We start from the raw sequence: 15,667 nt of genomic DNA on the forward strand, positions 1-15,667 counted from the left end.
TAAAAGTAAAAAAATGAAAGCAATTTATTTAATTTTCCTACTAAATTATTTTTCGTCTACTTCTATAAATCCAGCTATAACAGCAAATACAAAACCTTTTTCCCTACAACTTTCGGAAGCTGTGCTGGCAATTATCAATCCAAATGTGATATATGACCCAACGTACTGTTCCATAAAATATCCAAATGGGGATGTACCCAAAAACAAAGGCGTTTGTACCGATGTGGTAATAAGAGCCTACAGAAAACTCAATATTGATTTACAAAAAGAAGTACACGAGGATATGAAGGCAAATTTTTCAAAATATCCTAATCTCAAAAAATGGGGAATGAAGAAAACCGATACTAACATTGACCACAGAAGGGTACCAAATTTGGAAGTATTCTTTGAAAGAAAAGGTAAAAAACTATTAGTATCCGATAACGCTAAGGATTACAAAACCGGAGACATTGTCACTTGGATGATTAACGGAAAACTTCCTCACATAGGAATTGTAACTCATAAGAAAACAAGTGATGGCTTGCGTTCCTTGATTGTTCATAATGTAGGGTACGGACAAGTCCTAGAAGATTGCTTATTTAAGTATAAAATAGTTGGCCATTATCAGTATGAAAACAGCCAACATAAATATTAATTTTTTACGTTTTGATGCAGAAAATTTCAAAATACAACACCATATTTTAAACGATATAAAAAAACAATTTTCTAATAGCTAAATAGACTAAACGCGAACCGCTACATTTTAAATGTTTTTTCGCATGCAAATACTATTTGCTAACCCTTCATAAGGCGGATAATTTTCAACAATACTATACCCAACTTTTTGATACATTCCTATTGCAGCCGTTTGCTTATGTAAGGTTTCTAATACCGAAATAGAATATCCTAAATCTTTTGCCCAAGACTGTAATTCTTGCAACATTTGCTTCGCTATTCCTTTACCACGCATTACTTGATCTACAAACATTCGTTTTATTTCAATAGTGTTTTGATTGTACTTCTTAAAACAACAACAAGCCACCGCCTTATCATTATAATAAACCAACACCACATTGGGATTAAATTCAATTTTATTATTTCCCCAATAATCAGCTTTCAACTCGGGATACGTTCCCCAAAGACTATCGTCTAAAGCTTTTATTAGCTTCAAGAAATCAGGATTTTCACTGGTTGTTTTTACAATCGTAACTTGCTCTTTCATTACAAAAAAAATTACTTAATTATATCTTTTACCTCATCAAAATTCAATCCTCCATAATTTCCAGAACTCATTAGCAATAGTGCAGAATTCTCTAAATTTTGATTAAACAAAAAAGTCTTGAATTCGCCTGGATTAGTATAAATAATTAAGTCTTCTCTATTGAAAGCTTTGGCTATTTGTTCATACGTCACTTCTTCGAGTTGTTTAATTTTTACGGCATCCGGAGAATAGAAAACTACGGCAACATCTGCATATTCAAGTGCTCCTTCATATTCTTTTAAGAATTCGGCATTCAGACTACTGTAAGTGTGCAATTCCAAACAAGCTACTAAAGTGCGATCAGGATATTGTTCTTTTACTGCCTTAGTGGTTGCCGCCACTTTACTTGGTGAATGCGCAAAATCTTTGTAAGCTACTTTCCCTTTTCCTTCGGCTATTTTCTCTAATCGTTTCGAAGCTCCTTTAAAACTACCAATCGCTTCATAAAAATCAGCTTCATCTACACCCATATTTTGACAAATCCATTTGGCTCCAGCGAGATTATTCAAATTATGCGCACCAAAAACTTCAATTGGCATAGGACCTTCTGGCGTTTCTAAAAGTGTTACGCCATCTTTTACATCATAGTTTGGAGTAGTATACGCCATTTTTCGAATAGGATTCGTAGCTGCTTCGGCCACTCTTTTCACTTCTGAATCATCGGCATTATACACTAAAATTCCGCCATTGGTGATTTTGTCAATAAAAATCTCGAATTGATTGACATAATTTTCATAGGTCGGAAACACATTGATATGGTCCCAAGCAATTCCAGAAATCAAAGCAATATTAGGTTGATATAAGTGAAATTTAGGCCTTCTGTCAATTGGTGAAGACAAATACTCATCCCCTTCCAAAACCATAAAATCATTTTCTTCTGTAAGATGAACCATAGTATCAAAGCCTTCCAATTGGGCGCCCACCATATAATCTACTGCTATGTTATGATAGTGCATCACGTGCAAAATCATTGAGGTAATAGTAGTTTTTCCGTGCGAACCTCCTATCACAACACGGGTTTTGTTTTTGGATTGTTCGTATAAAAACTCAGGATAAGAATAGATTTTCAATCCTAATTCTTGCGCTTTTAACAATTCTGGATTATCAGCTTTTGCGTGCATCCCTAGAATTACGGCTTCAATATCAGCAGTGATTTTTTCAGGAAACCAACCTAGTTCAGCAGGCAAAATTCCTTTTTTATCCAAACGAGATTTTGAAGGTTCGAAAATAGCATCGTCGCTACCTGTTACTTGATATCCTTTGTTGTGAAGAGCCAAGGCCAAATTGTGCATGGCACTTCCGCCAATAGCTATAAAATGAGTTTTCATAGTAAATTCTAGATTTATAGGTTCCAAATTCCAAATGAAATTTGATTAATTTTTTTCAAATTGCACTTTTAGTTCTTGCGCTTTCTTGGGGTTATTTAATTTTTTCAAATATAATTGATATAATTTTTGAAAAGTGACTTTTGAATTGCCAATTTCGTGCGCTTTTTTATATTGAATTTCAGCAGCCGAATAGCGGTCGAAATACTCCTCAATATGTCCACGTGACAAATAACCATCCACAGGAGAAATTTTCAATAACTCATTAGAATACTGTATCGCTTTGGATTGACTACCACCAACTATTCCGGGCAATTGCAAATTGAGTTCAATGAGTGCCCATCTTGCATCAATGTGTTTAGGTTCGATTGCTATAGCCTTTTCAAAAGACGAACGTATATCCCCAATCATCCCCAAAGCCTTGAATTTATTCACCTCTTTGGCTTTCATTCCCATAACCCCACCACATTTGTAATGATAATCGGCTTCATTGGGTTTTGCTTTTTTTAATTTATTGTAATAGCCTAGTGCTTTATCCCATTGCTTTTGTTTTCCAGCGATATCGCCAAGAAATTCGAGAGCCTTCAAATCATTTGGATTTGTTTTCAATACCGACTCAAACAAAGGAACTGCTTGTGCGTACTTTCCGGCTTCAAATAACTTTTCGGCAGTTTCGAAATTAGATTGTGAAACCATAAAAAGAGGAAATAGAATAAAAAACAATGCTGATTTTTTCATTCTTCAAAAATAAGAAAATGCAGTAAGTTTCGTTTCACTTTAAATAAAAAATAGTAATTTGTACCAAATACTTTTTGCGACCTTCCAACCTTTTCAATCAAAAAACACTCTAGATATAAAAACAAGCTTATGAAAAAAATATGCTATCTACTTTTATTACTATCAAGTACCCTCTTTGCTCAAGATTATGATAAAAACTGGCAAAAAGTAATTCAATTTGAAAATCAAGGGAAATTGAAATCCGCAAATGCTATTGTAAACAAAATACACAAAAAAGCAATTTCTGATAAAAATGAAGTACAAATCATTAAATGCTTTTTTTACGAATCTAAATATTTGCAAGTAGTCGACGAAAATGCACAAAAAAAAATTATTCTCAATTTAAAGAAAGAAATCAATCAAGCTTCAACACCATCAAAAGCTATTTTGAATTGGATTTATGGGAAATGTTTGAAGACATACAAAAATCAAAATGCTTATTTGATTTACAATAGAACTAATACGGTTAGTCTTGATGATGATTTTCTTACTTGGACCAGTAAAGACTTCGAAAAAGAAATTGCTTCTTCGATAACAAAAACTTTAGCAGACGAAGCTATTTTAAAGAAAACTACTTTAAAACAATATGAAGAACTATTTGATTTTGCAGCATCAAAAGAATTCAATAGTGAAACTCTCTTTGAATACCTACTAAAAGAAAACATTGAATTTTACAAAGATGAAATTGGCAATTGGATAAATCCAGATAATAAACTTAATCAATTGGAAAAACAATTATTAGGGAAATCCGCTGATTTTGTCCTTCTTAATTTTGAATTCGTAAAAGACGAAAACATAAAAAAAATACTACGTCTATTTCAAAAACAAGAACTTACTAAGCCAAACACACAAAACCTACTGGATAGAATGCAATTTTGCAATACTACATTGTTAGATTCAAATGAGTTGTATTTGAAAGCATTGAATGCGTTACAAAAGGATACCAAAGATGTTGTTTTGACTCAAAAAATTCAATTAGAAAAAGCTATTGAACTTAACAAATACGCCTCTAAAGAGACACATCCAAATTATAAGATACAAGCCATTTCTGTACTTGATAGTATTATCAAAGTCAACAATCGTTCTAATGCTCATAAATTAGCCTTACAAAAAAAACAAGAAATCAGTGCAAAATCCCTAACGGTTCAACTCCAAAAATACAACTACAATGATGAACACAGAAGAGCCTATATTAATTATAAAAATCTAAATCGCCTTTCGGTCTCTTTTTATAAAATTGACCAAAAAACGGTGCAAGAATTTCAAAATCCGCCATACAGCAAAGACAGTATAATCGCTGAGATAAAAGAAAAGAAGCCGATTAAAAGTCAAAACTATGAATTAGAAAACAAGAATGATTACTTTGAATACACAACAGAAATCCTTTTACCACAATTAAAAACGGGTCAATATTTGGTTTACTTTGAGAGCGATGGATATAACGAGAATGGTAAGGCTAGTGCTTATGAAACAATTACTATTTCAAATATTGCTGTTTTAGCTTCTCAAAAAAACAACATGGAATACTATCAAGTTTTAGATAGAAAAACGGGAAAACCATTAGAAGAGGTGACAATAAAATTGCTAAATCAAACCCTAAAAACAGATAAAAAAGGCATAGCTTTTTACACCAAAGAAAAAAACAACTATGATTATGAGTCGATAGAATTCTCAACCAAAAATGACACCCTATTCACCCAAAAAAGATATTTGTATAACGGCTATGATTATAAACAAATAGAAGATAAAAAACCTATCGGAAAAGTTGAATTTTACTTAGACAGAGCTATTTATCGTCCTGGTCAAACGGTATATTATAAAGGGATAGCATTCCAAAAAAGCAAAAATGAATCCCAAGTTATACCCAACACGACATTCCATATCCTTCTAAAAGATGCTAATTACAACACTTTCAAAGAATTTGATACCACTACTAATGAATTTGGTTCTTTTTTTGGAGAATTTGAACTTCCAAAAACAGGGCTAACGGGAAGTTTTAGCATTGTTGCTAATAAACCAACTACTTACGAGAACGATCTACTTTACATTAAAACAACTGAAGAGCACCCGTTTTGGGATAAGGTTGATTTTATAAATTCAAATCTTTCGTTTACAGTAGAAGAATATAAACGTCCAAAATTCGAAGTCTCTTTTGAAGCTTTAAAGCAGGTATACCAAGTTAATCAAAATGTAACTGTAATCGGAAAAGCAAAAGCTTTTGCTGGAAGCGCCATTTCAGACGCAAAAGTGCAATACGAAGTTACCAATAAACTCTACGTTTCAGAAAATGATTACTATTACAATCCAAATGGTAAATTCGAAAAAGTTATAGTGGGCGAGACAAAAACCGACGCTTCGGGGAATTTCAAAATCAATTTTATTGCCAAGCCTTATGGGGATTTTGCAAAAAAAAGATTAGACATAAATGAGTATCATATTTCAGCTACTGTGACTGACATTAATGGCGAAACACGCAAGAGCAACACAACCGTTAGGGTTGGTTATCACTCTCTAATGCTTTCAGCTTCGGTCCCTCATCGCATTGAAACCAAAGACAAGAACGAAATCAAGTTAAACAGCACCAATCTTAACTTGGAATTTCAAGCTACAAAAGGAGAAGTTAAATTGTATTTCGTAAGTCCATTTTCTAAAAAATTCAAAGATAGAACCTTTCCTATACCTGAAATCACTACTATTTCAGATGAAGAATTTGAAAAACTATTTCCTTATGAAGCAAATGAAAAACCAATAACAAAACCTACGGAAATAGTAGTCTTCTCCAAAAAAATTGACACTGAAAAAGATAAAAATTTGGTTTTAGATTTCATTTCCAATTATAAATCTGGAAATTATAAAGTAGTATTTTCAGCCATAGACAACTTTAATAATCCAATAGAAACGAGCGCAACTTTTCAAATCGTTCAAAGTAAAGACAAATTTGATCCAAGCAAATTATTCACTGCAAAACAAATCAATGCCGACCCCAAAAGAGATGGTTTTGTTGAAGTAAGACTGTCTTCGATTATTCCAGAACTTTTCATTAACACGACAGGGAATTATCAAAGCTATCTTTATTTTGAAGACACTTTTCACTTAGAAAATAATGAAACTATAATAAAGATTCCGCTAAAAAAGGAATTTGAAAAAGGAGTCACTTTAGGCTTTGAAAGTATCTTTGAAAACCAAACGTTTAGCGAACAATTAGAAATTAAGTTAGCAGAAATAAAACCAACATTAGATTTTTCTGTAGAAAGCTTTAGAAACAAAATTCAACCCGGAAGTACCGAAAATTGGTCTTTTCAATTAAAATCTACTAATACCAGCAAAGAATCCGAAATCTTAGCGGCTATGTATGATAGTTCCTTGGATCAATTCACTAAAAAAGATTGGTCAAGTTTAAATTTTAACGATTACTATTATAATGCTATAAATCGTAAAACATTTTTAGGATTTGATAAAACCTACAGTAGCCTTCAAAATCTAAATCCTTTTTTCAATCGTATCCAACTAGATGAAGAATTTACACATTTAATGTGGTTTGGATTTGACTTTAATGATTCTTATACACCACAACAAATAGATTTATATCGAAAACAACTAAATAAAAAAAGCAAAAAACCGCTGAATGCTGTACTAATTTCAGGAATTGTAACAGATGGAAAATTTCCTTTACCAGGAGTAAACATCTTTATTAAAGGCATAGAAAGAGGTACACAAACGGATTTTGATGGGTACTACCAAATTGAAGCTAGCTTTGGAGAAGAACTCACTTTCTCTTATTTGGGATTCGAGACCAAAAAAACAAAAATCAATAATAAAGTCGTCAATGTACAATTAGATTTAGCCAGTGGAACCTTAGAAGAAGTTGTAGTCACCGGCTACGGAGTCCATAAAAGCAAAGTATCTGCAGGTGCAGTAGCAGTTGTTGAAGAGGACAATACCGTATACAATACCGCTGGAATAGAAGAAAGATTACAGGGAAAAGTATCAGGAATTCGAATTAGAGGAGCTGCTTCTTTAACAGGAAATCAAAGTACTCCACTAATTATCATCGATGGAGAAAATGCTTCTGAAGAAACGCTTAAAAATTTAAATCCATCAGACATTATTTCCATAGATGTTTTAAAAAATGAAAAAGCCACGGCATTATACGGCAGTAAGGGCAAAAATGGTGTTATTATCGTAATAACCAAAAAATCATTAGAAGCCTTAACACAAGTAAAAGCAAGAAAAAATCTATCAGAGACCGCATTCTTTTTTCCTAACCTAAGAACAGATGCCAAAGGCAAAGTGAACTTCAATTTTACTTCACCAGAAGCCTTGACCGCTTGGAAACTTCGTCTATTGGCACACAACAAAGAAGCCGTTTCGGGTTATTTAGAAAAAAGTGTAATTACCCAAAAAGAACTGATGGTTATACCCAATTTCCCTCGCTTCTTTAGAGAAAAAGATTCGATTGTCATTACTGCAAAAGTGAGTAATATGACTAATGAAACCAAAAATGGCATGGCTCTTTTACAGCTTTTTGATGCCACTACTATGCAATCTATTGATGCAAAAACAGCAAACACTAAAACGGTTAAAAGTTTCAAGACTGCTCCTTTAGGGAACAGCCTTGTGAGTTGGAAAATCTATATTCCTGAAGGGATGCAAGGTATTCAATATAAAATCTTGGCAAAAGCAGACAATTTCTCAGATGGAGAAGAAAATATCCTCCCTGTTTTGAGCAATTCAATGCTGGTAACCGAAAGTATTCCTATTTGGGTACGAGAAAATTCAAAAAAAGAATACAGTTTTGAAAACCTAAAAAACAATCCTTCGACTACTTTACGAAATCATCAATTTGTTTTGGAATATACCTCTAACCCTACTTGGCTAGCCATTCAATCCTTGCCGTATTTGATGGAATATGAACACGAATGTGCCGAACAAACTTTTGCACGTTTTTATGCTAATGCCTTGGCTTCATCAATCATTTCAAGTAACCCAAAAATTGCGACTCTTTTTGAAACATGGAGAAAAAACGGAAAGTTAAATTCTAAACTTGAAGAAAACGAAGAACTCAAATCGATGATTTTGGCCGAAACACCTTGGTTGAATGATGCTCAAAACGAAGAAGAAAAAAAGAAGCATCTCGCCTTGCTTTTCGATTTAGAAAAAATGAAGTCCTCACAAGAAACGACATTCAATAAACTAAAGCAAAAACAGACCTCTTCAGGAGGATTTGCTTGGTTTGACGGTGGTACTGAAAGTGAATACATTACCCGACATATTTTGGCTGGATTAGGACATTTGGCAAAATTGACTAATGAAAAAAGCGACCCAAATAGAATAAATCAAATTGCTAAAACAGGTATTCCTTTCTTGGATCAAAAATTTTTAGAACAATACAAAATTAGAACTCAAGATTTAAAAACTACTGACAAATTAATTTGGTTGAACCCCAATTTTGATTTGCATTATCTATATACCCGTAGTTTTTACTTGAAAAATTATCCCCTTTCAGATACTTTAACAAAAACTACAAAAAGGTATCTTGAAACGGCCAAAACAGATTGGTTGGGCTACTCATTATATGAAAAAGGATTAGCCGCCTTGGCTTTACACCGATTTGGAGAAAAAGAATCCGCTAAAAAAATTCTAGAAAGTCTAAAAGAAACCGCTTCCAATAATGAAGATTGGGGCATGTATTGGATTGCCAACAAAGCTGGCTGGTATTGGTACCAAGCACCTATAGAAACTCAGGCACTATTGATTGAAGCCTTCACAGAAGTTTTAGACGATACAAAATCGGTGGATGCTATGAAAGTTTGGTTACTGAAAAATAAACAAACCAAAAACTGGCCCACTACAAAATCCACCACCGAAGCTATTTATGCCTTGTTACTACAAGGAAACGATTGGTTGAGTGTTAAAGACAATACCATCTTAAAAATTGGAGACGAAAAAATCCTTACCAAAAAGTTATCCGAAAACGAAAAAGAAGCCGAAACAGGATATCTCAAACTCAATTGGAAAGCCGATGAAATCAAGAAAGAAATGGCCCACATTACTATACAAAACAAATCGAAAGTTCCAGGATTTGGAGGCGTATATTGGCAATATTTTGAGGACTTAGACAAAATTAAAACTAATTCGGGAACGGTTTTATCTATAGCTAAAGAATTATATCTGAAGAAAAATTCGCTTTCAGGAGAAGAATTACAAAAAGTTACCACTAAAAATAGTTTAAAAATTGGCGATTTAGTAACCATCCGATTAATCATTTCTTCAAAAGAAGACATGGAATTTGTTCATTTAAAAGATATGCGTGCTGCTTGTTTTGAACCTGTAAATGTACTTTCGGAATACCAATACAAAGGCGAACTAAGTTATTATATGAGTACAAAAGATGCTGCTACGCATTTCTTTTTTGACCATATTAACAAAGGTACTTATGTCCTAGAATACGATACTCGAATAAATAATCAAGGGGACTTCTCTAACGGAATTACCACTATTGAAAGTATGTATGCACCAGAATTCAACAATCACACGAAAGGGATTCGAATAAACACAAAAGAACAATAAAACTACGTCTTAACAACAAAGGTCTCAAAATGAGGCCTTTTTTTATATATAAATAATACTAAAATCACATTCCCCTAACACTACCATCTTATTTTCGTAAAAACTTTATATGAAATCGATAACAACCAAAAGTTTGCCTAAGCAAACACCGAAGAGAAGCAAGTCGACCCGAGTGAAGCGAATTGGCGAAGCATACCATATGTGTCCTTTAAAAAATATAATTCACACATATGAAAAGTAAACGAAAAATTCCTCTAGTCGTAATTAGTGATGTGCATTTGGGCACGTATGGTTGCCAAGCCAAAGAATTACTGCAATACCTCAAATCCATTCAACCGCAAATCTTAATTCTCAATGGCGACATTATCGATATGTGGAATTTCAGTAAAAGTTACTTTCCTGTTGCCCACATGAATGTTTTGAGACAAATCATAAAACTCTCCAATTTAGGCACAAGAGTCATCTACATTACCGGAAATCACGATGAAGCCCTTCGTAAATATTCAGATTTTGCTTTAGGAAATTTTGAGTTGGTCGACAAATTGATTTTAGAAATCGATGGAAAAAAAACCTGGTTCTTTCACGGCGATGTATTTGATTCTTCCACCAGAGGCTACGCCAAAATTCTCGCAAAATTGGGTGGCAAAGGCTATGATTTACTGATTCTAATCAACAGTTGTATCAATTGGTTTCGCGAATTGTTCGGCAAAGAAAAAAGAAGTTACTCCAAAACCATCAAAGACAGTGTAAAAAAAGCCGTCGCTTTTATCAGTAATTTCGAAACCACAGCCGCCGAAATCGCCATAGAAAAAGGCTACAGCTTCGTGGTTTGTGGCCATATCCATAAACCTCAAATGAAAACCATCGAAAATGAGCACGGACAAGTCACTTATCTCAACAGTGGTGATTGGGTCGAGAATTTAACCGCTTTGGAATACAAAAAAGGAAAATGGAGTATTTACCAATATCGTAAAGAACATTACAAAGATGCCGACACCTCCGAAGAAAAAATCAAGAACGACATTGTGGTCAAAATTTTATCCTAATCCATAAAATGAAAATATTCTACGCCATCCAAGCCACAGGAAACGGACACATTAGCCGAGCCATTCAGCTCTATCCTTACCTACAAAAATATGGTGAAGTAGATTTCCTCTTAAGCGGCACTTATGCGACGCTAAACCCAAGCATTCCAATCAAATACAGAAGCAACGGTTTGAGCCTTCATTACAGTCAATGTGGCGGATTAGATTATTGGAACATTGCCAAAAAAATAAAGCCCAACCAAATCTACAACGACGCTCGCTCGCTACCATTAGACCAATACGATGTCATCATCAACGATTTTGATTCCATCACTTCATTGGCTTGTAAATTGCAAAAAAAACATTCGGTATCCTTTGGTCATCAAGCCAGTTTCAGGTCCAAACTAACCCCACGACCCGAAAGAAAAGATGTCATGGGTGAATTAATTTTCAAACATTATGCGCCCGCTCCACAAAATATTGGATTGCATTTTGAGCGTTACGATGATTTTATTTTGCCTCCCATCATCAAGGACGAAATTTTAAACGCGGACCCAAAAAACAGCGGACATATCACCGTTTACCTTCCTTCTTTTCAAAAAGAGTGTTTAGAAAAAGCCTTCAATAAATTACCCAACGAGCGTTTTCACTGGTTTTTGAGCGATGTCAAAACAAAGCATAAAATCAAAAACATCACTTATTATCCCGTAGACCAAACCTTGTTCAACAAAAGTTTAATCAAATGTCAAGGCATCATCACTGGCGGCGGATTTGAAACGCCTTCAGAAGCTTTATACCTTCGCAAAAAAATCCTTTCCATCCCCATTCGAAAACATTACGAGCAAGAATGCAACGCCGCCGCCCTAAAAAAAATGGGCATTCCCGTTATTTACGAAGTCGGACCAGATTTCGATTTAATCATAGAAAATTGGCTTTCACTGCCTATGAATTACCCTAGAATCGAAGCCAATGTCATTCCACACACTTTAGACTTCATGTTTGACACCTATCCTCAAAAACAAAACCGCCTTGAAATGAATCAAGACGGTCTTATTTATTAAAATTTTTAGGAGCAGAAAAAATGGGCACTTTAGTGGTCATCGTCCCGCTATCCGCTACAATCTTTGGTGTCGAACCCCGCCACCAAAGGATTTTCGCTGCTATCGGGGCTAGAGAGCCACAATTTTCTTTCTTGCCTTCAATTTTCTTTTTTGGTTCTACCACCATTTGTGTGGGTTTCCAATTAAGATTTATTAAATTTTGTTTTTGAACCATTAAGATATTAAGTTTAATTAAGTCTTAATTGCCTTAATATCTTAATGGTTAAAATTTTTGAATAGTCTTTTTTTAATTTAAAACATTTGTTAAAAACCCACACATTTCGTGGTAGAGCCTCTTTTTTAAACTATTTTACGATAGTCATTTCATCAATAATATTTTGAGCTCCAGCATATTTATCAATAATCCAAAGCACAAAACGAATATCTAAATTGATGGTTCTTTGTAATTTTTTATCAAAAATAACATCACCCGCCATCGCTTCAATGTTACCATCAAAAGCAACTCCAATCAACTCTCCTTTTCCGTTCAATACTGGTGAACCTGAGTTACCACCCGTAATATCATTATCCGTTAAGAAGTTTACTGGCATATATCCTGCTTTGTCAGCATACTGACCAAAATCATTGGCTTTATTCAATTCTAATAAACGAGAAGGTAAGTCAAACTCAGCGTCACCTGCTTTGTATTTGTTTACCATTCCGGCCATAGTAGTATAATTGTTCACTTTAGCGTCGTTACGTTTGTCAGCAGGTAACGCTTTTACTTTTCCGTAAGTCAAACGCAAAGTTGAGTTTGCATCTGGATACTGAATCGTATTCAATTTTGATTCTCTCAAACCTTCGACCAATTTGCGGAAAGCTATAGCAAAATCATCATCAGCTTTGGCTTGTTCTGGCGATTTCGCTCTGATTTTAGTCACCAAATCACTAGAAACAACATACAAAGGATCGTTTGCAATCGTTTCAACTTTTGGCTCTTTCAAAAAAGCAAGCACTGCATCTTTTGAACTAAAAATACTAGAAGTCACTGCTTTGTTTACATCATTTGTGAAATCACCATTGTTAGTCGCTTTCATTTCAGCCACTTTTGGAGCTAATCCATATTCAGCTGCTTTAGCAGCATATAAATTCAATTGTGCGATCAACACTTCTTTTTCAAGAGGAGCGTACAAACTTCCGTAAGCACCATCAATCGCAGCAATAAGTTTTGGCAACATTTCAGTTCTCTTTGCTTCGTTTTCTTTAGCAAAAGCAATCAAACCATTACCTAAACTAGCAGGCAAAGCACCATAAGCAGCAGTACGCAATAATTGTGTCAAGTAGTTATCGTGACGCGCTTTTAAGTTGGTTTGTGCATAGTAGTTATTGATTGTAGCAATAACGTCTCCATATTTCGCTTTATTTTCTGCTTTATTAGCCCAAGCATTGAATTTAGCTTCTTCTTTCGTTTTGGTTTGAGCCGTTTTAGCTTTAGTCAAAGCATCAATCATCCCTTGACGATTTTTCCAATAGTTAGCAGTAGACGCATATTTAGAAGCATATTGCAAATTTACCGTAGCATCTTTGGTCATAAACTTTTTCATATTGTCCATACCTGTTTTGGCACCTTCAACCCATGCAGGATAAGCAAATTTTACGTTTTGCTCGATTCCATTAGCTGGCATCCATCGATTGGTACGACCTGGATAACCTAAAATCATAGCATAATCGTTTTCTTGCACTCCTTTTAAGCTTATTGGCAAATAATGCTTAGGTTGCAATGGCACATTATCTTTAGAATACTCTGCTGGATTTCCATCTTTATCCGCATACACTCTAAACATAGAAAAATCAGCCGTGTGGCGTGGCCATTCCCAGTTGTCAGTATCTCCACCAAACTTCCCTAAACTCTCTGTTGGAGTTCCTACCAAACGCACGTCTTTGTAATCTTGATAAACGAAATAGTAGTATTCATTTCCTTGAAAAAATGGACGAACCGAAACGGTATATTTTCCACCTTCACTGTTTTCTTTCTCAATCAAAGCAATTTCTTGTTGAATGGCTTTGTTGCGCTCAGCTTCTGTCATTTTATCGTTTACTTTAGACAAAATACGTTTAGAAACATCATCCATACGTACAAAGAAACGAACGAACAAAGATTTTGGCTTCATTTCTTGACTTTTGTCTTTCGCCCAAAATCCATTTTTCAAATAGTTGTTTTGTTCTGTTGACAATTCTGCTATGGCATCATAACCGCAGTGGTGATTGGTTAAAACTAGACCTTGTTTTGAAACAATTTCGGCAGTACATCCGCCATTGAATTGTACAATCGCATCTTTCAAACTGTGGTGATTGATACTGTAAATTTCTTCGGCTGTCAATTGCAAGCCCATTTTTTCCATATCTCTATGGTTTAATCTTTCGATAAACATCAAGAACCACATTCCTTCGTCAGCTTTTACAGGAAAAGCCATAAGGCATAAGGTCAAGAATAAGACAATCTTTTTCATATAGGTATATATTTATTTTAGCATTGCGAATATAAGTCATTTTCGCATTTTAAATGACTTTTGACATTCAAAATCACATTTTACATTCTCTTTCTTAACTTAATTTTATGAATTTTACAAAACAAAAAAAAGGTGCTCTTTTTCAAGAACACCTTTTTATATTTGAAGGAAAAGAAACTATTCGTTCAACATTTTCCATAATTTATCTTTCAATTCGGTCAAACCTTGTTGGGCAACAGATGAAATGAACATATAAGGAACATCTTTAAAAGCCACGTCTAAATCGGCTTTTAGTTCTGCTTTTAATTCGTCATCGAGCATATCAATTTTGGAAATAACCAACAAACGTTCTTTGTCGAGCATTTCTGGATTGTATTTGGTCAATTCGTTAACTAAAATATCGTATTCCGCTTTGATATCTGGCGTATCTACTGGAACCAAGAACAACAGCGTAGAATTTCTTTCGATGTGGCGTAAGAAATAATGACCTAATCCCTTTCCTTCTGCTGCACCTTCAATAATACCAGGAATATCAGCAATCACAAACGACTGATAATCGCGATAAGCAACAATTCCTAAATTAGGTTTTAAAGTCGTAAAAGGATAGTCGGCAATTTTAGGTTTCGCAGAAGTCAACACCGATAGCAAAGTTGATTTTCCAGCATTTGGGAAACCTACTAAACCAACATCCGCCAAAACTTTTAATTCAAGAATCACATCCATTTCAACGCCTGGTAAACCCGGTTGCGCATATCTTGGTGTTTGATTGGTCGAACTACGGAAATGCCAGTTACCTAACCCCCCTTTTCCGCCGCGGCATAAAACTTGTTTTTCTCCGTCTTCTGTGATTTCAAATAATGTTTCGCCTGTTTCTTTGTCTTTAACAACGGTTCCTAATGGTACCTCGATAAATTTATCTTCTCCATCAGCACCAGTACTTCTGTCGCCACCACCATCTCCTCCATGACCCGCTTTGATATGACGGGCAAATTTTAGATGAAATAAAGTCCAAAGCCCTTTATTTCCTACTAGATAAATGTGTCCTCCTCGACCACCATCTCCACCATCTGGCCCACCGTATTGTATAAATTTCTCCCTGTGCAAATGCGTAGATCCTTTTCCACCTTTACCCGATGAAACAAATATTTTTACGTAATCTACAAAATTTCCTTCTGTCATA

The 15,667-nt window shown here is 34.6% G+C and carries 10 protein-coding genes; 4 read left to right on the top strand and 6 right to left on the bottom strand.

The features are described 5' to 3' along the window. The first annotated feature begins 13 nt into the window (after positions 1–13). Positions 14–634 carry a DUF1287 domain-containing protein gene (locus FLB_RS12015; protein WP_064716196.1) on the top strand — a complete coding sequence of 207 codons (621 nt, stop codon included), beginning with the start codon at positions 14–16 and terminating at the stop codon, positions 632–634. A gap of 108 nt (positions 635–742) precedes the next feature. Here the strand turns inward: FLB_RS12015 and FLB_RS12020 are convergent, their stop codons facing one another. Genes FLB_RS12020 through FLB_RS12030 form a run of 3 tightly spaced genes read right to left on the bottom strand, consistent with a single transcriptional unit; the run spans position 743 to position 3,303 of the window. Then, entirely contained in the window at positions 743–1,201 is a 459-nt protein-coding gene (locus tag FLB_RS12020; protein ID WP_064716197.1) for a GNAT family N-acetyltransferase, read from the bottom strand. Positions 1,202–1,212: 11 nt separating this feature from the next. Then, on the bottom strand, positions 1,213–2,568 hold the full coding sequence (locus FLB_RS12025) for a UDP-N-acetylmuramate--L-alanine ligase (protein WP_064716198.1): 1,356 nt from the start codon (positions 2,566–2,568) through the stop codon (positions 1,213–1,215). 45 nt (positions 2,569–2,613) lie between these two features. Then, positions 2,614–3,303 carry a tetratricopeptide repeat protein gene (locus FLB_RS12030; protein WP_064716199.1) on the bottom strand — a complete coding sequence of 230 codons (690 nt, stop codon included), beginning with the start codon at positions 3,301–3,303 and terminating at the stop codon, positions 2,614–2,616. 129 nt (positions 3,304–3,432) lie between these two features. Here FLB_RS12030 and FLB_RS12035 point away from each other — a divergent pair, with 129 nt between their 5' ends. The 3 genes from FLB_RS12035 to FLB_RS12045 all read left to right on the top strand — a co-directional run bounded on the left by FLB_RS12035 (position 3,433) and on the right by FLB_RS12045 (position 11,998). Continuing rightward, a complete protein-coding gene (locus FLB_RS12035) occupies positions 3,433–9,912 on the top strand; it encodes a carboxypeptidase-like regulatory domain-containing protein (protein ID WP_064716200.1) in 6,480 nt (2,159 codons plus the stop codon). 230 nt (positions 9,913–10,142) lie between these two features. Next, on the top strand, positions 10,143–10,958 hold the full coding sequence (locus tag FLB_RS12040) for a UDP-2,3-diacylglucosamine diphosphatase (RefSeq protein ID WP_064716201.1): 816 nt from the start codon (positions 10,143–10,145) through the stop codon (positions 10,956–10,958). Between the two features lie 8 nt (positions 10,959–10,966). Continuing rightward, on the top strand, positions 10,967–11,998 hold the full coding sequence (locus FLB_RS12045) for a glycosyltransferase family protein (RefSeq protein ID WP_064716202.1): 1,032 nt from the start codon (positions 10,967–10,969) through the stop codon (positions 11,996–11,998). Here the strand turns inward: FLB_RS12045 and FLB_RS12050 are convergent. From FLB_RS12050 to obgE, 3 genes are all read right to left on the bottom strand, one after another. After that, positions 11,988–12,212 carry a hypothetical protein gene (locus FLB_RS12050; RefSeq protein WP_064716203.1) on the bottom strand — a complete coding sequence of 75 codons (225 nt, stop codon included), beginning with the start codon at positions 12,210–12,212 and terminating at the stop codon, positions 11,988–11,990. The genes FLB_RS12045 and FLB_RS12050 overlap by 11 nt on opposite strands. Before the next feature lie 130 nt (positions 12,213–12,342). Further along, positions 12,343–14,487, bottom strand: a complete 2,145-nt coding sequence (locus tag FLB_RS12055) for a S46 family peptidase (RefSeq protein WP_064716204.1) — start codon at positions 14,485–14,487, stop codon at positions 12,343–12,345. Between the two features lie 177 nt (positions 14,488–14,664). Continuing rightward, positions 14,665–15,666, bottom strand: a complete 1,002-nt coding sequence (gene obgE / locus FLB_RS12060) for a GTPase ObgE (RefSeq protein WP_064716205.1) — start codon at positions 15,664–15,666, stop codon at positions 14,665–14,667. Between the last annotated feature and the right edge of the window lies 1 nt (position 15,667).

This window comes from Flavobacterium succinicans (genome assembly GCF_001662485.1).
In the GTDB taxonomy this organism is placed as follows: Bacteria; Bacteroidota; Bacteroidia; order Flavobacteriales; family Flavobacteriaceae; genus Flavobacterium; species Flavobacterium succinicans_A.